16 protein-coding genes are annotated in these 19,158 nt (G+C 35.0%); 6 read left to right on the top strand and 10 right to left on the bottom strand.

Translation table 11 applies throughout. From position 1 onward, the window contains the following. The first annotated feature begins 24 nt into the window (after positions 1-24). Positions 25-885 carry a glucose-1-phosphate thymidylyltransferase RfbA gene (gene rfbA, locus ACFOOI_RS03025; protein ID WP_379834900.1) on the top strand — a complete coding sequence of 287 codons (861 nt, stop codon included), beginning with the start codon at positions 25-27 and terminating at the stop codon, positions 883-885. Positions 886-890: 5 nt separating this feature from the next. On the opposite strand, the gene ACFOOI_RS03030 is transcribed toward rfbA, so the two are convergent. Further along, positions 891-1,418: a nuclear transport factor 2 family protein gene (locus ACFOOI_RS03030; RefSeq protein WP_379834902.1), complete on the bottom strand. Its 528-nt coding sequence runs from the start codon at positions 1,416-1,418 to the stop codon at positions 891-893. A gap of 151 nt (positions 1,419-1,569) precedes the next feature. Between ACFOOI_RS03030 and lysM the strand changes: the two genes are divergently transcribed. Then, a complete protein-coding gene (gene lysM / locus ACFOOI_RS03035; protein WP_379834905.1) occupies positions 1,570-2,028 on the top strand; it encodes a peptidoglycan-binding protein LysM in 459 nt (152 codons plus the stop codon). A 47-nt stretch (positions 2,029-2,075) separates the two neighbouring features. Here lysM and ACFOOI_RS03040 read toward each other — a convergent pair whose 3' ends face one another. Both ACFOOI_RS03040 and ACFOOI_RS03045 read right to left on the bottom strand, forming a co-directional pair. Next, positions 2,076-4,583, bottom strand: a complete 2,508-nt coding sequence (locus ACFOOI_RS03040) for an Ig-like domain-containing protein (protein ID WP_379834907.1) — start codon at positions 4,581-4,583, stop codon at positions 2,076-2,078. Between the two features lie 59 nt (positions 4,584-4,642). Further along, a complete protein-coding gene (locus tag ACFOOI_RS03045; protein WP_379834909.1) occupies positions 4,643-7,909 on the bottom strand; it encodes a PAS domain S-box protein in 3,267 nt (1,088 codons plus the stop codon). A 94-nt stretch (positions 7,910-8,003) separates the two neighbouring features. Between ACFOOI_RS03045 and rsmA the strand changes: the two genes are divergently transcribed. Then, positions 8,004-8,786: a 16S rRNA (adenine(1518)-N(6)/adenine(1519)-N(6))-dimethyltransferase RsmA gene (gene rsmA, locus ACFOOI_RS03050; RefSeq protein ID WP_379834912.1), complete on the top strand. Its 783-nt coding sequence runs from the start codon at positions 8,004-8,006 to the stop codon at positions 8,784-8,786. On the opposite strand, the gene ACFOOI_RS03055 is transcribed toward rsmA, so the two are convergent. After that, the gene (locus ACFOOI_RS03055; RefSeq protein WP_379834915.1) at positions 8,766-9,815 is read right to left on the bottom strand and encodes a response regulator; all 1,050 of its coding nucleotides are present in this window, start codon (positions 9,813-9,815) and stop codon (positions 8,766-8,768) included. The genes rsmA and ACFOOI_RS03055 overlap by 21 nt on opposite strands. A gap of 2 nt (positions 9,816-9,817) precedes the next feature. Further along, on the bottom strand, positions 9,818-11,062 hold the full coding sequence (locus tag ACFOOI_RS03060; protein ID WP_379834917.1) for a PAS domain-containing sensor histidine kinase: 1,245 nt from the start codon (positions 11,060-11,062) through the stop codon (positions 9,818-9,820). A gap of 156 nt (positions 11,063-11,218) precedes the next feature. Between ACFOOI_RS03060 and ACFOOI_RS03065 the strand changes: the two genes are divergently transcribed. Continuing rightward, a complete protein-coding gene (locus ACFOOI_RS03065) occupies positions 11,219-11,578 on the top strand; it encodes a hypothetical protein (RefSeq protein ID WP_379834919.1) in 360 nt (119 codons plus the stop codon). On the opposite strand, the gene ACFOOI_RS03070 is transcribed toward ACFOOI_RS03065, so the two are convergent. The 5 genes from ACFOOI_RS03070 to ACFOOI_RS03090 form a co-directional block, all read right to left on the bottom strand. Next, on the bottom strand, positions 11,575-12,552 hold the full coding sequence (locus tag ACFOOI_RS03070) for a YhdH/YhfP family quinone oxidoreductase (protein WP_379834922.1): 978 nt from the start codon (positions 12,550-12,552) through the stop codon (positions 11,575-11,577). The genes ACFOOI_RS03065 and ACFOOI_RS03070 overlap by 4 nt on opposite strands. A 1-nt stretch (position 12,553) precedes the next feature. Beyond that, a complete protein-coding gene (locus tag ACFOOI_RS03075; RefSeq protein WP_379834925.1) occupies positions 12,554-14,185 on the bottom strand; it encodes a CTP synthase in 1,632 nt (543 codons plus the stop codon). 111 nt (positions 14,186-14,296) lie between these two features. Continuing rightward, positions 14,297-15,100, bottom strand: coding sequence for a hypothetical protein (locus tag ACFOOI_RS03080; RefSeq protein WP_379834927.1), 804 nt, complete (start codon positions 15,098-15,100; stop codon positions 14,297-14,299). 100 nt (positions 15,101-15,200) lie between these two features. Continuing rightward, positions 15,201-16,835, bottom strand: a complete 1,635-nt coding sequence (groL, locus tag ACFOOI_RS03085) for a chaperonin GroEL (protein ID WP_379834929.1) — start codon at positions 16,833-16,835, stop codon at positions 15,201-15,203. Positions 16,836-16,881: 46 nt separating this feature from the next. After that, positions 16,882-17,157: a co-chaperone GroES gene (locus ACFOOI_RS03090; protein WP_379834931.1), complete on the bottom strand. Its 276-nt coding sequence runs from the start codon at positions 17,155-17,157 to the stop codon at positions 16,882-16,884. A 323-nt stretch (positions 17,158-17,480) separates the two neighbouring features. Here ACFOOI_RS03090 and dapA point away from each other — a divergent pair, with 323 nt between their 5' ends. Then, entirely contained in the window at positions 17,481-18,368 is an 888-nt protein-coding gene (dapA, locus tag ACFOOI_RS03095; RefSeq protein WP_379834933.1) for a 4-hydroxy-tetrahydrodipicolinate synthase, read from the top strand. Positions 18,369-18,373: 5 nt separating this feature from the next. Next, complete coding sequence (locus ACFOOI_RS03100; protein WP_379834935.1) at positions 18,374-18,997, top strand: phosphatase PAP2 family protein; 624 nt, start codon at positions 18,374-18,376, stop codon at positions 18,995-18,997. The last annotated feature ends 161 nt before the right edge of the window (positions 18,998-19,158 follow it).

Here is a 19,158-nt window from a genome sequence, read left to right on the forward strand (position 1 = left end):
AACTAGGATTTCAATATAAAAAATATGAAAGGAATAATTTTAGCAGGAGGAAGCGGAACGCGATTGCACCCACTGACTTTGGCAGTAAGTAAGCAGTTGATGCCGGTTTTTGATAAGCCAATGATCTATTATCCATTGTCGATATTGATGCTTTCGGGCATTAGTGAGATTTTGATAATATCCACACCGCATGATTTGCCTCATTTTGAAAAACTATTGGGCGATGGAAGTCAACTAGGCTGTAGGTTTGAATATGCAGTTCAACCTAGTCCAGATGGTTTAGCACAAGCGTTTATTATAGGAGAAGAATTTATAGGAAAAGATTCAGTAGCCCTGGTTTTAGGAGATAATATTTTTTATGGTTCGGGTCTGAGCAAACTGCTTCAATCGTGTGCTGACCCAGATGGTGGTACTGTTTTCGCATACTCAGTTAATGACCCTGAGCGATATGGGGTTGTAGAATTTGATGCTGATTTTAATGCAAAATCTATAGAAGAGAAACCAGAAAAGCCTAAAAGTAATTATGCTGTTCCTGGCCTTTATTTTTATGATAACGAAGTAGTTGAGATTGCAAAAAACATAGAGCCATCTCCAAGAGGTGAACTTGAGATTACAGATATAAATAGAGTTTATTTAGAAAGAGGGAAACTGAAAGTAGGAGTAATGAACCGTGGAACTGCATGGTTAGATACCGGTACTTTTAATTCGCTTATGCAGGCAGGTCAATTTGTTCAGGTAATAGAAGAAAGACAAGGCCTTAAAATTGGTTGTATTGAAGAGGTTGCCTACAGAATGGGTTTCATTTCTAAAGAACAACTTATAAAAATAGCCCAACCTTTAGTAAAGTCGGGCTATGGTCAATATTTGCTGAATATATTGAAATAATTTTTTTACCAACCGTCGTCTACAACTGGTTTTTTAGGTTTTGCGGCGGTTGGTTTTACTACTGTTTTTGCTGCAGTCTTACCCTTTGCCACACTCGGGGTTCCATCAGAAGATGTTACTTCTTCATCCTTTTCAATTCTAGAATACACTCTACTTATTATTTTCCACTCATTGTTTACTTTAAGCAAATTGAGCATATCAATAATTTTCGATGTCTCATATTCTGTTTCTGTGATTGCCGTAGCAGCAGTGCCAGCATAACTCCAAGAAACTATGCGAGTCTCTCTGTCCATTTTTTGGTTGGGCTTAATTTTGCTCGTAAGTGCTTCAACTGTCATACCAGTTACACCCGATTTTCCCATTGATTTCTGTATGGCGTCATTTAAAAACGCACCTTTGAACCTTGCCACTTCCCCGTTAGTGCCTCCTTCTAAGAAGTCATTTAAGGTTTTCTGAATCAATTCTTCGTCGGATTGAGCGAAGGTGATTCCTGAAACAAAAAGCATTGCAATTAAAAGCTTTATTTTTTTCATTTTTGATTGTTTATAAATATAATGCAAATTAAACGAATATTTCTGAGCAATATTTTTTTCTACATTTTTTTTATTTAAAAGCTCATTTGGAATTTAGGAAAAAAATCTGTATAATTACAGTTATTCACAATTAATTAAATATTTTAACACTATGGGATTAACCTCATTTTTTAAAGGAGTAGGCGAAAAGATTTTCGGTAAAAGCGAAAAAGAAGCTGAAACTGTAGCACCTGAACTTAAAGCATCAGCTTTATTGAAGCATGTTCAAGGATTAGGACTAACATTTAAAGCTTTAACTGTAAAAGTATCTGGAGACACTGTAACTGTAGAAGGTGAAACTGCTACTCAAGAAGAGGCAGAGAAAATTGCTTTAGCTGTAGGAAACGTAGAAGGTGTAGGTGCTGTAGATAACCAAATTGTGGTTTCTGCTCCAGCTCCAGAGGCTCGTTATTATACAGTAGTAAAGGGAGATTTTCTTTCTAAAATTGCTAAAGAAATGTATGGCGATGCAAACAAGTATCCTGTTATTTTTGAAGCTAACAAGCCAATGCTTACTCACCCAGATAAAATTTATCCAGGTCAGGTTTTAAGAATACCTGAATTAGCATAATAAAAATATTTATTGTTTTATAAAAAAGGTGGCTTCGGTCACCTTTTTTAGTTTAAGATAATGTGCTTTTGAAAGGTTTGCTTTGCCGTATATACTTTAAGGATATATTTGCCTTTTAGGTGATTTGGGAAAATAATAGGTTGTGGAATATTTATTAAAAAAGTAGTACTAAAAGATAGTTTTCCATCTGTACTAATTAGCTCCACTTTTTGGATAGATTCTTTTGAATCAATTTGGATTCTTCCATCTAATACTGGATTAGGAAACACACTAAAATCATTTGTTGAAATAGGCTCGTTAGCTAATGCAAGGCCCACATTAACTTCCGCGTATCCACTTGTGGTTCCTGCTCCACACTGGTTTGCCACATTGGTAATTGAGTAGGTGGTTGACACCTCAGGGCTCACAATAATTTCAGGCTTAGAATTATAAGATGTAAAAGTGCCTAAATTTGATATGGTAAATTGCCAAGGTGCTTCTCCAGTGAGGTTAAGGCTTAACTTTAAGCTATCACCATGTACTAAATAATAACTTCCATAAAGCTCGGCAGTAACTTTTGGCTTAATTACCACGTCCATTTTACTTCTTTCGCTCTCACAACCATTTGAATCTATCTGACTTACATAGTATACTTCATTTCCTTCTTTGAGCGTATTTACTTTTATTTGATTATAAAAACTTTGCCCAGTTTGACTTGTATACCATTTTAGGTTTTTTCCTTCGGCTTCCAAAATGTTTTTTGTAGCTCCAAAACATATACTATTTGGTGTTATTATTTTGGGTTGTTCGGGCTTATCACCTACCTTAAAGTAGATAGTTTGACTAAAGTTACCTTCTTGATTACCTGATATTTTTAAGGCATACCTTTGATCTGTTTGTAAGTTGGATGGAAGTATAAATCTAAATCCTGAGTTAAGTATTTCAGGGCTCAAATTATACGTTTGACCTTGAGAATTAATTATTACTTTGTAATCTGCTGTCGCTAATTGTTTCGCATCAATATTTTTAACTTCTAGAAAAACGGGGTTTGATATACAAAAAACTCTGTCGCTATTTCCGCTGATTTGTAATGAAGGAGGAATTACTGAAACGTAAATACTAGGCGTTAATGTAAGGTTGCCACAACTGTTGCTTATATCGGAAATAGTGAAAAGCCTACTTTCTGTAATGGTTGAATTAATGGTAATAACGGGGTACCGGATGTCTGTATAATAAAAGCCATTCCAATCCTTAAAACTCCATGGGCCCGTTCCGCCAAAATTTATCTTTAAAGAAATTTCTTCTCCTTGATTTACCGTGGTATTGTTAGCTGTAATAGAAGCTGACGGCCTCGATTTTATTTCAAAATGCTCACTGTTTGGGCTACTTAATATTGGATTGCTACTTGAAAGCACTATTCTATAATTGCTTCCGTCTGCAAGTCCTTGTTTTAATGTAAATTTTAATCTGTTATCGTTTATAAACGTCACATCACTAACTTTTTCAAAATTCATTCCTGATTTGTCTGATAGTAATACCGACACTTCATTATTTGGGTCAAAGTATCCATTTTTTTCATAAGCTACTTCAACTTCCTCTCCAATACAAAAGCTTTTTTTCTCGATAGACTTGATTGAAAGAGTATTTGACCCATCTTTCCAAATATTATATTCTGCATTACTCGATAGCCTTATATTTAACCCGGCTTCCATTTTTTGATATTGCATCGTAGTAAAAACATTTCCGCACTTGGTCTGATAAGACATGTAGTTGTCTACAGGAGGAGAAAATGAAGCCCCATTTTTATCTAAAATATAAGTTGGTATTATTTCGGTGCACCCTAGCGAAAATATAGAAGGGATTCTCTCATACGGGTCAGCATTAGTATCACATAATTGATCTCCTGTGTTTGCACAATTTGCACCTATGCCTCGTGTTACTAGCTCTCTTTTTGATTCATCGGGGTCGTTTGAGTCTTGGTAGGTGTGCAAAAGCCCAAAGTAATGCCCAAGTTCATGAATAAATATTTTATCTTTTAATAGGTTAAACTCAGAAGAAGTATTTTCTAAATAGCTAAAAAACATAAAGTTGGAACTTCTACTTAAGTTTGGCAGATTGGTGTATCCATTTAAAAGACTTAAATCTGGAAGTGTGAGTGTGTGAAAGAAATATATATTTATAGCTTCGCTTTTTTCATATTTAGATCTTAAATCGCTTTCATCTTGGGTTTTAAAATCATAATACTTGTCCTCATTTATGTGCTCTATTTTATTATTTAGAACTTCAAAATGAATATTTATTGGGGCAAAAATAACGTTTGCGTTGTTGATAAGTTGGTAAATCTGAGACTCTGAAAAATTTGATTCGCCAGAAGATTTGTGAACAATAGTTGGACTTACAAAAATGGTGTAGTTATTTATTTTTCGAGCATTTTTATTGCTGTTTGACAGACCTAATAACGTTTTCTTTTCTTCGTCTGTAACTTTTGGTAATCCGCAAAGCACCTGTGCGTTTGTTTTCACAAACGACAACAATAGTATAACTAAAGGCAGTATATATACCTTTTTCTTGAGCATTCCTTTTTACTTTTTGACAAATCTAGAATGCAAATATACAAAAAACCTAAATCGTTGTTTTACAATCCTTTGTATTCTTTCTTAAAGCTCTCAAATTCGCGTTTAAGTATTTCTGCTTTTTCTTCAAAGCCTTCTAGGTTTCCAGTTTTTGCTGGTACTTCTATATCTTTGGTAACTTCATGAATTTTCATCAGGCCAATAGTACCCGAATTACCTTTTAAAGTATGTAGTTCTTTCTGAATAGTAATTACATCATTTTGTTTGTAAGCCTCTATTGTGTTTTCAATTTGCTCGGTGGCTTCTTTTTCGAAATCTTCAAAAATCGAAATCACCATGTCTCTACCCACCATTTCTTTTAGGCTATTGATTACTTCCATATCAAACATCGGTATGTCAGCAGGAATTTGATAGGCAGCGGTACCAATATGCTGTACACTTTCAATCACTTCTTTTTCTTCTGCCTTTTTTAATGTCCTGTTATTTTTGCCTAAATATATTTCTTCAACTTTTTTGATTAAAATATTCGCTCTAATAGGTTTGGAAACATAGTCATCAAGGCCTTTTGAAAGGAAGTTTTCTCTATCATTTTGCATTGAATAAGCAGTCATAGCAACTACAGTTGGCAATGTGTCGCCAAATTCTTTTTTAAGCCTTTGAGTGGTTTCTATTCCATCCATTTCGGGCATTTGGATATCCATCAATATCATGTCAAAGTCTTGAATCTCTTGATAAATTTCAATGGCTTCCATGCCGCTTTCGGCTGAAATTATTTCACAATTTGCTTTTTTAAGGATCTCAGTGGCTACTTTACGATTCACAGAATTGTCGTCTACCAATAATATTTTTGGCGAAAAATCTTTAAAATAATTTAATAAAGTAATTTCTTCATGGACCTTTTCGTGACTAATTACTTGCTCGGGGTTAGTTTTTTTACTTGTTATTGTAAACCAAAAGTTACTTCCTTCGCCTTGCTTAGAAATAAGCCCAATTTCGCCGCCCATTTGTCTACTTAATTCTTTCGAAATAACTAGCCCTAGGCCAGTTCCGCCAAATTGTTTTTTGGTAGAAATATCTAACTGTTGGAAAGAATTGAATAGTTTTTCTTGATTTTCGGGCGAGATACCAATTCCTGAATCTATGATTTCAAATTTAATTTCATAGTTTTCATTCCAAACTTCTTTGGCCGTTATTCTTATGTCGATTTGACCATTTGTAGTAAACTTCAGAGCGTTTGACGTTAGGTTAGATAGTATTTGTAATAGTCTAACTTGGTCACCAATGATAAACCTAGGTGTGTTTTCGTCTAAAGTAAACCTAATGGTATTGTTTTTTTCAATAGCTCTTTGTTTAAAAAGTGCAATTAAATTGTTGATTGTCTCTTCAAGAGCAAAAGGCACCATGCACAGCTCCATTTTCCCAGCTTCTATTTTCGATAAATCCAGAATGTCATTCAGAATTGTAAGAAGGGTTTCAGAAGATTTTTTGATGGTTTGAACATAGTCTTTTTGGCTTTTTTCAAGGGGAGTTTCAATCAAAACATCTATCATTCCTATAATACCGTTCATAGGAGTTCTGATTTCGTGACTCATATTTGCCAAAAACTGCTCCTTCACCTTAAGCGAGTATTCGGCTTCCTCTTTTGCCTTTTTTAACTCTTCAGCACCTCTTTTTAGTTCTGTGATATCTCTTGCTACACCTTCTACTTCCATCGGTATACCTTTGGCGTCTTTTATCATCCTGATGTTAAGCATAAACTGTCTAAGCGTGTCGTCTTTACGTTTTACGTTTACTTCAAAATTAGTAATACTTCCCATTTTGAGTAGACCTTTTATGTCTTGAGATGAATCAATAGCGTTTTCGAAAAACTTATCTACTTTTTGGTGGATGACTTCTTGAACTGTGTATCCTGTATGTGTTAAAACTGAGGGCGAAATCATGGTTACATTTCCGGCCAAATCAGTTCGGTAGTAAATATCTATAAATGATTCAATGGTATTTCTGAATTTCTCTTCGCTCTTTTGAAGATTAATCAAGGCGTGTTTTTTCTCTGTAATATTTCTGGCTATTCCAGATACTTCTTCAATTTCTTGATTTTCAGAGGTTAATATCGGATTTAAATAGAATTCAAACCAATTATCACCACCGTCTAGAGCTCCCCAATGCATTTCAAAATACTGAGGAATTCCTTGAAATGCTAAATTATAGTGCTCACGAAGCGAAGGTTTGTCTTCAGGAGCAATTAATTTCCAGCCCAATTTTTCAAGACTTGAGCCTATCTCCGGAGCCACACCTAAGTTTTGATGTATTAAATTATAATAATTTTTGTTTAAAGAACTCAGATGGCGTTTTTGGTTTACTGTCCATATATAGTGCGTACTGCTATCGAAAATCGCATTAAGTCGGGCAGTCTGTAAAACCAAAGATTCCTCCGACTTCTTGCGTTCCATTGCAATTGCAATTTGGCCAGAAACGAACTCCAACAATTCAGAATCTCTACTTGTAAATTTATTTTCGTCAGAATATGATTTTATTCCGATTACCCCTATGGTTTTTTCATTTATTTTGAGTGGGACCAAAATCTGAATAGCGGGAAGTACAGACTCATAAATAAAGAGTTTTTCTGTTTCTATAAGTTTTTCAAGGTCTTCTTTATGCAAAATCATCGGTTTGTTCTGCACCATCGAATACTCAATTAATCCATTCCCAAGCTTTCTTTTAAGGTAGTTTTGGTCTTTTTCAAAATATTCATCTACATGATACGGGAAATAGATGGAGTTTTCTTCTCTTTCAAATACTGCCACAAAGAAATTGTTGGCATAAATATTTTTCTGAAGATTTTGATGAACCTGCGTTAAAAACTCCGTAATGTTTTTGGTGTTCAGGTTACTTTGGGCTATTGAATAATATAGGTTTTGAGCTGATTCTGCTCTTCTGCGTAAGGTAATATCTCTTAATATACACCTAAAAGACTCTGGTTTTTCTTTTACAAAACGGCAATTAATATCTCCGGACAAGTATATTTTTTTTCTGTCTTTGGTTCTAATTACCAGAAGGAATTCTGAAATGGGAGCACCCGTTTTTAAAAGGTTAAGTTGCTCTTCTATTTTGTCTTTATGTTGTGGATGCAAAATATCATGTATGGTAATTTGCTTTAGTTCTCCTCTGCTATATCCCGAAAGTTCTAAAAAAGCATTATTGACAAATTTGAATTCGCCTTCAGTAGATAGCATCAGGATTATTTCGGCGGTATTATCTACAAAATCTTGTAGCAAATCAAAAATTTCGGCTTGTGAGGTATTTGTATCTTGTTTTTTCGGAGAACCCATAATGATAGTATTGTATCTAAATTATGTCTAAAACTAACTAATAAATGTGTAATTTTGGCATTGAAAATATATTTGAAATAGAAAATTTATTGTTTTGCAAAAAGTAAGAGCCAAAAAACATCTCGGACAACATTTTTTAAAAGATCTCGATGCCGCTAAACGAATTGTAGATTTGTATAAAAATGAACAAAAAACCACCAAGTTACTTGAGATTGGGCCTGGAATGGGAGTTTTAACGCAGTATTTGATTGAAAGGGATGATATTGACCTTTCAGTAGTAGAAATTGATTTGGAATCAGTGGCTTATTTGAAAGAGCATTTTCCTACATTAAAAGACAATATTATTTCAGATGACTTTTTGAAATTTGATGTTTTGAAAAAACTCGAATTAACGGAAAATGACACTTTTGACATAATCGGGAATTTCCCGTATAATATTTCTTCTCAAATATTTTTCAGAGTTTTGGATTACAAAGACCAGGTTAGAGAGGTGGTTGGCATGGTTCAAAAAGAAGTAGGAGTGAGGTTGGCTTCAAAGCCGGGCAACAAAGATTACGGTATATTAAGTGTATTACTTCAGGCTTATTACGATATCGAATATAGCTTTACTGTGCTTCCAGGGGCATTTGATCCACCTCCGAAAGTAGACTCAGGAGTAATTAGATTGGTGAGGAATCCGGATAAAAGTCTTAACTGCGACCCAAAGAAATTTAAAACTGTAGTGAAAACTGCATTTAATCAAAGACGTAAAAAACTTTCAAATGCCCTTAAGCCTTTAGGGATTGATTTTACTCATCCGTTTTTAGACAAAAGGGCTGAAAATTTAGATTATAAAGATTTTATGGAACTAACGCATTTAATTTTTAAGACTACTTAATTTTTTGTGGTCCAATATTTTTATTTTTCCTGAAGAAATCTCAATTAATTTTTCGTCTTTAAAGTCAGACAAGGTTCTTATCGCAGTTTCTATTGATGTTCCAGCCATATTAGAAAGATCTTCTCTGCTAACTTTCAATGCCGATTCCGGGTTTTCGTCACTAGCAAAAAACTTAAGTAGGCACTCAGAAACTCTTTTTCTAACCGAATTGTAGGCCAATTTTAGCAATTGGTCTTCGTTTTCTTTGATATTTTCAGATAGCATCTTAATAAACATCTGAGATACTTGTCTGTTTTGATGTAAAAGTTTAAAAAAGTCAGATTTGGGAATTAGGATAAGTTCGGTGTCTTCCAAAGAAGCCGCAGACTCTACATATCCTTGGTTTTGCATTAGGTTTACATAACCGAAAAATTCACCTTCGCCATAAAGATTGATAATCAGCTCTTTGCCATCCTCGTTAGTTTTGTAGGTTTTTATTTTTCCTTTTTGGATGTAAAATAAATACAGCGGAAAATCTCCTTCTCTGAAAATCTCAGTTTTCTTTTTATAAACTCTTTTTTCTCTGTTTTCGGTTAGTCGTTTTAACTCTTCGTCGCCACCAACATCTCTAACCAGATTATCAAGTCCGTCGATGTTTTTAGTATATTTTTTCTTTAAAAGTTCTATTTTTTTAAATCTACTTTCTATTGCATTTAGTAAATCTAAGTCATCAAAAGGCTTGGTAATATAATCGTCAGCCCCCATTTCCATGCCTTTTCTAAAATCGCTCCTGTCTGCTTTTGCTGTCAAAAATATAAACGGAATATTCTCGGTTTCTGGGTTTTTCGAAAGTAAATGGAGAACCCCGTAACCATCTAAAACCGGCATCATGATATCACAAATTATGAGGTCTGGCTTATGTTTTGTTGCCATTTCTACACCTATCTTGCCGTTTTCAGCAGTTAAAACCTCGTAACCGTCAAGTTCTAATATTTCAGTAGTGTTTTCTCTGATATCGCTATTGTCTTCTATTAAAAGTATTTTTTTCATTTTCAATTATTTTTTGGAAGCGTCACCTTAAATGTACTTCCTTTTTTTACTTCACTGGTGTAATTGATTTTTCCTTTAAGCAAAATCAAATATTGATAAACTATACTTAAACCCAAACCGGTACCTTGAATATTTTCAGCATTAGTACATCTAAAAAACCTTGTGAAAAGTTTCTTTTGATCTTCTTCTGGAATTCCAATTCCTTGGTCGATTATCTCGATAGTCACATCATTTTCAAAATTACTTGCTTTAATTATGATATTTTTATCTTCTGGCGAAAACTTGATTGCATTAGAGAGCAAATTTATAAGAATATGCCTTACAAGTTTCGGGTCTTGATTAATATTTGATTTTAAGTCCTCAAACCCTTTGAGTAATATTTGTTGACCTGACTTCAAAATGCCATTTAGCTCGCTTACAAGTTCTTCTACAAAATATTTTAGGTTAAAACTATCTAAGTTTACCACTACTGCACCTTCCTCAATTCGGTTTACTGACAATATGTCATTTAAAATATCTGTCAGGTTTCGAATCGATTTTTTTATTCGGTCTATATGTTTGGCTCGTTTTTCAGTTTCATTTAGATTCCCATATTTTTCAACCAATGATAATGAAGACAGTACAGTGGATAATGGTGTTCGGAACTCATGAGAGGCTATAGAAATAAACCTCGTTTTCATGGAATTTAGCTCTTGTTCTCTTTTAAGAGATTGGTCCAACTCCACTTTGGTTTTTTCTAACTTCTGTATAGCTTCTTTTAAAATTAGCGTTCGTTCTTCTACCTCTTTTTCTAGTTCGTGTCTATAATTTTTTTCTGTCTCTTCCGCTTTTTTTCTATTCGTTATGTCTATCACAAAGCATACTACAAAGCTTCCATTTTCATTTTTAAATGGACTTAAACTTACTTCTACCGGAAATTCGGTACCATCTTTTTTTTGTCCAAAAAGCTCATAATTAACACCCATGCTTCTTGCTTTTGGGTGTTCTTGGTATTTTTCTCTGTGCCCAATATGTGAGGTATGATATCTTTTTGGAATTAGTACTTCTATGGGGTGGTTTTCTATTTCTTGATATTCATTATATCCAAACATTTTTATGCCAGCAGGATTTATTTTTTGAATTACACTGCTGTTGTCTGTAATAATGATGGCCTCATTTGCATATTTAAATATGGCTTCAAATTGGTTAATAATGTCTTTGTCCACTAATATTTTTTTATATTCATCAATGTCTGTATAATTCTTCATGGCAAATTATCTTAAAATAATATTCAAAAATATGATAAAAGTCAGAATCACAAGTATGAATCTAAAACTAAAAACAGTTTATTTTTTTCTTGGATGATGAAGGTCATAGTTAGAAACAGCTAAAATGTTCAATTTTGAGACTTATTAATAGAGAACATGATAGTTAAAACTGAAATAATAATAGATAAGGATATTCGGATTTCGAACTTTTTGAGAGAGTTTTCCGAGGTGTTTCCTTATTTAAAAATAGAAGTGTCTAAAAAAGGAGTGGACTATAGCCATGACTACAGAGATTTTAAGCTTTTTGAGATTTCTACTAAAAGAAAACCTGAAGGGTTTAAGATTTCAGGCGATATGAAAGTAACCGAACTGGAAGCAATATTTTGGGATAAATTGGGTCTTCAAATTTCTGTCTACAGAAAAACAGGAAGTTCTATGATAGAAACTACTTTAACCAATCAATGGACGCTTTCGCATCAAAACAATAAGAGTAAAGAGATTTTTTTTGTAAATTAAGTTAGTTTGACCACCACTCGGCCAAGTTGCTTACCCGCTTTTATTTTTTCTATTTCTGGCCACAGTTCTTCTAAACTAACCGTTTTTGTAATTTCTGAAAGTTTTTCCGGTTTCCATTCATTTGCTAATTTAGACCAAAGGTTGGCTTTCCAACTATCAGTTGCTTCGGCTGAATCTACACCTAATAAACTAATCCCTCTCAAAATAAAAGGAAAAACTGTTATATCGAAATTAGGAGATAGGGCCATTCCGCAACTAGCAACTCCACCATTTGGTAATATTTGTTTGATGATGTTACTTAAAATATTTCCACCTACTGTGTCTATACCCCCACTAAAAAGTGGTTTTAACAATACTTTTTCGTTTACCGCCATGCTGTGAATAACCTCAGTAGCCCCTAGTTCTTTTAGCCATTCTACCGAACTTTCTTTTCTCGAAAACGCAATGGGTTCATATCCCAAACGATTTAACATCATTATGGCCATACTTCCCACTCCGCCGGTAGCACCACTTACTATTACTTTCCCTGATTTTACACCGATGGTTTGCAGCTTATCAATGCACATGGCTGCTGTCAGGCCTGCTGTGCCTATTATCATGCTTTCGTGAAGCGAGAGTCCATCTGGTAATGGAATAGCCCAATGGGCGGGTACAGAAATGTATTCTGAAAAACCTCCAGAGGTATTCATGCCCAAGTCATGTCCGGTAACTATCACTTTGTCGCCGGGTTTAAATTCTGAGCTATTTGAACTTATGATTTCTCCAGCGGCATCTATGCCAGGAGTGTGTGGGTAAGTTCTAGTAACGCCTTTGTTGCCTGTAGCAGATAGTGCGTCTTTAAAGTTTAGCGAGGAGTAATGAACTTTAATTAAGAGGTCATTAGTTGGCAAATCCTCAGTTGTACTTTCTACGATTTGATTCGTAAATGTTCCGTCTAAATTTTCTGTAATTAATAACCTCTTAAAGTTCATCATATTATTTTTTTGAATAGTCCATAGCTGCTTTTACAAAGCTAATAAAAATAGGATGCGGCTGCATTACCGTACTTTTTAGCTCAGGGTGAAACTGCACCCCTATAAAAAAAGGATGAGAATCTATTTCTATTATTTCAACTAAATCATTTTCTGGGTTTGTGCCCCCGATAGTCATTCCGTTAGTTTCGTAATCTTTTCTAAACTTGTTGTTAAACTCCCATCTGTGACGGTGACGCTCCGATATTTTAGATTTACCGTAAATTTTCTTGGCCAATGATTTTTCAGCAAGTTTACAGTTATAAGCACCCAAACGCATGGTTCCACCTTTGTTTTCTACGTTTTGCTGGTCAGCCATAAGGTCAATAACCGGATACTCCGTGGTTTTTTCCATTTCGGTAGAGTGGGCACTTGGCCAGCCGATTACGTTTCTTGCAAATTCAATAACTGCCATTTGCATTCCAAGACAAATTCCAAAAAACGGAATATTATTTTCTCTTACGTATTTTACGGCCGCTATTTTACCTTCTATTCCTCTTTCGCCAAAACCTGGAGCCACCAAAACTCCATGTAATCCGGATAAACTTTCTTCGACTTTTTCAGCATCAAGCGATTCCGAATGTATCCAAACTAACTCAACTTTACATTTATTTTCGGCACCAGCATGAATAAACGATTCTATTATAGATTTATATGCGTCTTTAAGCTCTACATACTTTCCTATTAAACCAATTTTAACTGTATGCTCTGGGTTTTTGTGTCTTTTCAAGAAATCCTCCCACTTGCTCATGTCAGAGTCTTTGTCGTTGTATATGTCTAGCATATACAACACTCGCTGATCAAGTTTTTCTTTTCTCATTAAAATAGGCACATCATAAATGGTCTTAGCATCTATAGCTTCTATAACAGACTTGGTATCTACGTTACAGAACAGTGCGATTTTTTTACGGATATCTTGAGGTAAATGATGCTCAGTTCTACAAACCAAAATATCTGGTTGAAGTCCTGACTCTTGCAGCTGCTTCACAGAGTGTTGCGTAGGCTTAGTTTTAAGCTCCTCAGCTGACTTTAGATAAGGAATAAGTGTTAGGTGGATTGTTAGCATGTTGTTGTCTCCCAACTCCCATTTGAGCTGTCTAACAGCCTCCAAAAAAGGAAGAGATTCAATATCTCCAACACAACCACCGATTTCGGTAATGATGATGTCATATTTGCCAGTTGAGCCCAGAAGTAAGATATGTCTTTTGATTTCGTCAGTGATGTGAGGAATCACTTGAACTGTTTTACCTAAGAAATCACCACGACGCTCTTTGTTGAGTACGTTATAGTAAATTCTACCAGTAGTTACGTTATTTGCTTGGGAAGTTTGAACATTTAAAAAACGCTCATAGTGACCTAAGTCTAGGTCTGTTTCTGCTCCATCGTCGGTTACGTAACACTCTCCATGCTCGTATGGGTTAAGTGTGCCTGGGTCAACGTTTAGATAAGGGTCTAATTTTTGAATTGTGACTGATAAGCCTCTAGACTGCAGTAGTTTGGCTAATGATGAGGCAATAATGCCTTTGCCTAATGATGATGTTACTCCTCCTGTAACAAAAATGTATTTAGTTTTCTTTTGCTTCCCGCTCAACGACATTGTCTTTAAATATTGATTACGGGATACAAAGTTAGAAATAATTATTCATTGAAAATAAATTCTTTTCTAAATAAAATATATTAAAAAACTAAGTGGCTTATTTTGATGTTTTTACTTGTCACAATCATAAGAAAATTTTTCATAAAACTGGGTAGGGCGATTATTTGTGGTCTTTGTGTACGACATTTCGGTTGGGTAACCGTTCGTGTTATATACATAGTCAAATGCGTACGTAATTTTCTTTGTACCCTCGTATACTGTAGAGGCTTTTACGTTATTGGTATTAATATAATAGGTGAAATTGTTCCCTCCCGAAAGGATTGAATAAATCATATAATAGCTTAATATTTGACCTAAATCTTGATTTTTGTAGGGAGAAGTTTTATCGTCATATTCGGTGTTTTCTAATATGGTTTTCCATTCGTAATCTAAAAAAGCCGAAATGGTTCTAATGTTTCCATTTATGTCATAGGTAAATTTGGTCTCTACCTTACCATCAAAAGTGGGCCAAGTCAAAATTAATTTATCAATTTTATCAATGTTGTTTCTTGTAATAGTGGTTGGGTAACTAAAAAAACGACCTTGACTATCTTTTCCTTCAAAAGTTATTTTGCTTAAAAGCCCTTTTGAGTCGTATCCAAAATAAATCATGGCATTTTTATTACTAGCATGAAAAGCACTAACTATTTTACCATTTTCATACTGAAAGGTATCAAAGTCATTAAACCCTTGAATGTTTTGTAAACCAGTGGGTAAGAATGTGTAGATATAGTTTTGCCCATCCGATCTTGCATTTTGAATAATCTTACACGATGTTTTGGGTGGTACGTAGCCCTCTATACCTAAGCTTAGGTCTTTTTTGGATTCACATCCTAAAAAAAGTAAAAGAATTAACAGAATTGCGATTTTTGGCATTGTATTTTGTTATGAGTAATATTTATTCTGCAAAAATTGTGCTAAAAAAAAGAGCTCAAGTAAAAAACTTGAGCTCTTTCGAATATTAAGCGGTATAAAATTACATCATTCCACCCATTCCGCCGCCGCCTCCATGCATGTGAGGAGCGTCACCTTTTTCTTCTGGAATATCAGAAACTACAGCTTCAGTAGTTAATAATAAACCAGCGATAGATGCCGCGTTTTCTAAAGCTAAACGCGTAACTTTAGTAGGGTCAATAATACCCGCTGCAATCATATCTTCATATCTGTTATCACGGGCATTGTAGCCATAAGCTCCTTTGCCACCTTTTACTTCTTGAACCACTACTGAACCTTCGCCACCAGCGTTAGCAACGATAGTTCTCAATGGAGCCTCGATTGCATTTCTGATGATAGCAACACCAGTTTTCTCATCTGCGTTGTGAACTTCTAAAGATTCAAGAACTGACTGAGCTCTGATAAGGGCTACACCACCACCAGCTACAATACCTTCTTCAACTGCAGCACGAGTTGCGTGAAGTGCATCGTCAACTCTGTCTTTTTTCTCTTTCATTTCTACTTCTGTAGCAGCACCAATATAAATGATAGCCACACCACCAGAAAGTTTAGCTAAACGCTCTTGAAGTTTTTCTCTGTCGTAATCAGAAGTAGTAGCTTCAATCTGAGATTTGATTTGGCTTACTCTTCCTTTTATTTCTTCGTCAGAACCTTCACCGTTGATAATCGTAGTGTTGTCTTTGTCTACCAAAGCTTTCTCACACTGACCTAACATTGTGATTTCTACGTTCTCAAGTTTAAATCCTCTTTCTTCTGAAATAACTGTACCACCTGTAAGTACCGCGATGTCTTCAAGCATAGCTTTACGACGGTCTCCAAAACCTGGAGCTTTAACCGCACATACTTTCAGAGCACCTCTGATTTTGTTAACTACCAAGGTAGCTAAAGCCTCACCGTCTACATCTTCAGCGATGATCATCAAAGGACGCCCCGTTTGAGCTACTTGCTCTAAAACAGGAAGTAACTCTTTCATTGAAGAAACTTTCTTCTCTGAAATCAAAATAAACGGACGCTCTAAATCAGCTTCCATTTTTTCCATGTTAGTTACAAAATATGGAGAAAGGTAACCTCTGTCAAACTGCATACCTTCTACAGTCTTAACTTCAGTTTCAGTACCACGAGCTTCTTCTACTGTGATAACACCTTCTTTACCTACTTTATCCATTGCGTCAGCTATCATTTGACCGATTTCGTGGTCGTTGTTTGCCGAGATAGAAGCCACCTGCGTGATTTCTTTAGAAGTAGTGATAGACTTTGATTGAGCGTGAAGTTCTTTCACAACAGCCGAAACTGCCTTGTCAATACCTCTTTTAAGGTCCATTGGGTTAGCACCTGCAGCTACGTTTTTAGCACCGATAGTATAGATAGCCTGAGCCAATACAGTTGCAGTAGTAGTACCGTCACCTGCTTGATCAGCAGTTTTAGAAGCTACTTCTTTAACCAACTGAGCACCCATATTTTCTACGGCGTCAGCTAATTCGATTTCTTTTGCTACAGAAACACCATCTTTAGTGATAGAAGGTGAACCGAATTTTTTATCGATGATTACGTTACGACCTTTTGGTCCTAAAGTTACTTTTACAGCATTTGCTAAAGTGTCGATACCTCTTTTTAGTTTGTCTCTAGCGTCGGTATCAAAAATAATCTGTTTTGCCATTTTTTTTAATGTTTTTTAAATTTAAAATCTGTCTTAAAAAAGAACCTTACACAATTGCGTAGATATCAGACTCTCTCATGATCAAATATTCTTTTCCTTCTACTGAAAGCTCAGTACCCGAATATTTGCCATACAAAACTGAATCACCTACTTTAAGTGTCATAGGCTCATCTTTTTTACCAGGTCCTACTGCTACTACAGTTCCTTTCTGAGGTTTTTCTTTTGCGGTATCTGGAATTATGATTCCAAAAGCAGTTTTTTCTTCAGCTGGAGCTGCCTCCACTAAAACTCTGTCTGCTAAAGGTTTTACGTTTACTGACATAATGATATTTAAATTTTAAAAGTTTAATTAATTAACTGAAACCCTAATGAACAAGATTTTTGCCAAATAGCTAAAAGCATTCATTTACTGACATTTTTTCATGTTTGCCTGACAAAGGGTGTTTTATTAGTGAAATTTGGTGTCAGTTTTTGTCAGTAAAAACATTAGGTTTGCATAAATCTCTGCCAAAAAAAGTAAGTGTGAATTTTGAAAATGTGAAACCAGAATAATGAAACTTTTACTTTGAAAATTTAAGTTGTGAAAGAATTAAATAAATTTGGCTCATTTTTCTTAAATTTGCCCTTCAATTTTAAAATCAATACATGGAACATCGTCTTAGGGGAGTTGGAGTAGCGTTAATTACGCCTTTTACATCTGATAACAAAGTAGATTTTGAGGGTTTAAAAAAACTTATAGATTTCGTATCAGAAAATGGAACTGATTATTTGGTAGTGAATGGCACTACTGGTGAATCTGCAACTACTTCACTAGAAGAGAAGACTGCTATTTTAGATTTTTGTAAAAAGAATAACTCTAAGAACCTTCCAATAGTGTTTGGTATAGGTGGAAACAATACCGAAGATGTTTTAGAAAGAATAGCCAATACGGATTTCGAAGGAGTAGATGCTTTGCTTTCGGTTTGTCCATATTATGTAAAGCCATCTCAAGCGGGTATTATCGCTCATTTTACGGCTATTGCTAATGCGTGTCCTGTTCCGGTTATGCTTTATAATGTACCAGGAAGAACCGTTTCATCTATTGCCGTTTCTTCGGTATTAGAACTTGCCAAACATCCTAATATTATGGGGCTTAAGGACGCCACGAGTAGTCTTGAGCAAGCCATGGAATTAGCCAAAAAAGCACCGAAAGACTTTTTATTGCTTTCTGGAGATGATAATCTTGTAACTCCGCAAGTAAGTGTTGGATATCAAGGGGTGATTTCGGTAATTGCCAATGGCTTTCCAAAAGAGTTTGGTGAAATGACATGGGCTGCACTAAACGGAGATTTTAAAAAAGCGGCCAAACTTCAATATAGATTTTTAGATTTTGACAATCTATTATATGTCGAGTCTAATCCTGTAGGTATTAAAATGGTGTGTGAAATTAGAGGAATTAGCGACGGAAGAGTAAGGCTTCCTTTAGTAAAGGGTACTCCTGTACTAAAAGAGAAACTAATTGCTGCAATGCGAACTGAAGGTTTTTTAAACTAAAAAGAATGAAGCGTCTTTTTATATCTGTATTTTTTATTTGCTTTGCATTCCCTGGAAATTGTCAATTAAAAAATGCAGATATTAATTTCCTAAAATATATTAACACACACAGAAACGAAAATCTCGATAAAAGTTTTCAGTTTCTGTCTAATACCTCTGATTTTGTTGCCATTGGCGAACCTTTAGTCTTGTTAGGCGTTGGGTTTTACAAAAACGATGCATATCTCAAAAAACAGGGTGTGAATGCCGCTGTGGCTACGCTTGGAACATATTCGCTCGGATATATTGTAAAAAAATCAGTGAATAGGAATAGGCCCTATCAAACATATCCTGAAATTGAGCATTACGAAACCAAACTTGGTTCGTCGTTTCCTTCTGGTTCAACTTCATTGGCTTTTTCTGCAGCCACATCTATATCTTTAAGTTATCCAAAATGGCAAGTGATTGCTCCTGCGGCAGTTTATGCAGTGGGTGTGGGGTATTCGCGTTTGCATTTAGGTGCACATTACCCTTCTGATGTTTTGGCTGGGGCTATTTTAGGCTCAGGTTCGGCCGTGATATCGCGGTATCTTAATGGACTTTTGCTTAAGCAATACCGAAAAAAGCAAATATCTAAAAACTCTTTTTAATTTGATTTGGTTTAAAGGTAAACAAACACTTTTAAGTTAAATGACCAGAAAAGAGAAAATACTAAACTACATCAAAAAGTTAGGATGGGCTGGTTTTTTCTTTTTCCTAATAAAGGGTATTTCCCTCTACATAGTTTTGCCATATTTGCTCGCAAAAGGAC

The organism is Lacihabitans lacunae, from assembly GCF_042649125.1.
GTDB classification, from domain to species: domain Bacteria; phylum Bacteroidota; class Bacteroidia; order Cytophagales; family Spirosomataceae; genus Leadbetterella; species Leadbetterella lacunae.

What these genes read in the sequence shown, in the direction of transcription:
- lysM (WP_379834905.1), top strand. Translation starts at nt 1,570, where the DNA reads ATGGGATTAACCTCATTTTTTAAAGGAGTAGGCGAAAAGATTTTCGGT.
- ACFOOI_RS03080 (WP_379834927.1), bottom strand. Translation starts at nt 15,100, where the DNA reads ATGCCAAAAATCGCAATTCTGTTAATTCTTTTACTTTTTTTAGGATGT.
- ACFOOI_RS03030 (WP_379834902.1), bottom strand. Translation starts at nt 1,418, where the DNA reads ATGAAAAAAATAAAGCTTTTAATTGCAATGCTTTTTGTTTCAGGAATC.
- ACFOOI_RS03100 (WP_379834935.1), top strand. Translation starts at nt 18,374, where the DNA reads ATGAAGCGTCTTTTTATATCTGTATTTTTTATTTGCTTTGCATTCCCT.
- ACFOOI_RS03075 (WP_379834925.1), bottom strand. Translation starts at nt 14,185, where the DNA reads ATGTCGTTGAGCGGGAAGCAAAAGAAAACTAAATACATTTTTGTTACA.
- ACFOOI_RS03040 (WP_379834907.1), bottom strand. Translation starts at nt 4,583, where the DNA reads ATGCTCAAGAAAAAGGTATATATACTGCCTTTAGTTATACTATTGTTG.
- ACFOOI_RS03045 (WP_379834909.1), bottom strand. Translation starts at nt 7,909, where the DNA reads ATGGGTTCTCCGAAAAAACAAGATACAAATACCTCACAAGCCGAAATT.
- ACFOOI_RS03065 (WP_379834919.1), top strand. Translation starts at nt 11,219, where the DNA reads ATGATAGTTAAAACTGAAATAATAATAGATAAGGATATTCGGATTTCG.
- ACFOOI_RS03055 (WP_379834915.1), bottom strand. Translation starts at nt 9,815, where the DNA reads ATGAAAAAAATACTTTTAATAGAAGACAATAGCGATATCAGAGAAAAC.
- ACFOOI_RS03090 (WP_379834931.1), bottom strand. Translation starts at nt 17,157, where the DNA reads ATGTCAGTAAACGTAAAACCTTTAGCAGACAGAGTTTTAGTGGAGGCA.
- ACFOOI_RS03070 (WP_379834922.1), bottom strand. Translation starts at nt 12,552, where the DNA reads ATGATGAACTTTAAGAGGTTATTAATTACAGAAAATTTAGACGGAACA.
- groL (WP_379834929.1), bottom strand. Translation starts at nt 16,835, where the DNA reads ATGGCAAAACAGATTATTTTTGATACCGACGCTAGAGACAAACTAAAA.
- ACFOOI_RS03060 (WP_379834917.1), bottom strand. Translation starts at nt 11,062, where the DNA reads ATGAAGAATTATACAGACATTGATGAATATAAAAAAATATTAGTGGAC.
- rfbA (WP_379834900.1), top strand. Translation starts at nt 25, where the DNA reads ATGAAAGGAATAATTTTAGCAGGAGGAAGCGGAACGCGATTGCACCCA.
- dapA (WP_379834933.1), top strand. Translation starts at nt 17,481, where the DNA reads ATGGAACATCGTCTTAGGGGAGTTGGAGTAGCGTTAATTACGCCTTTT.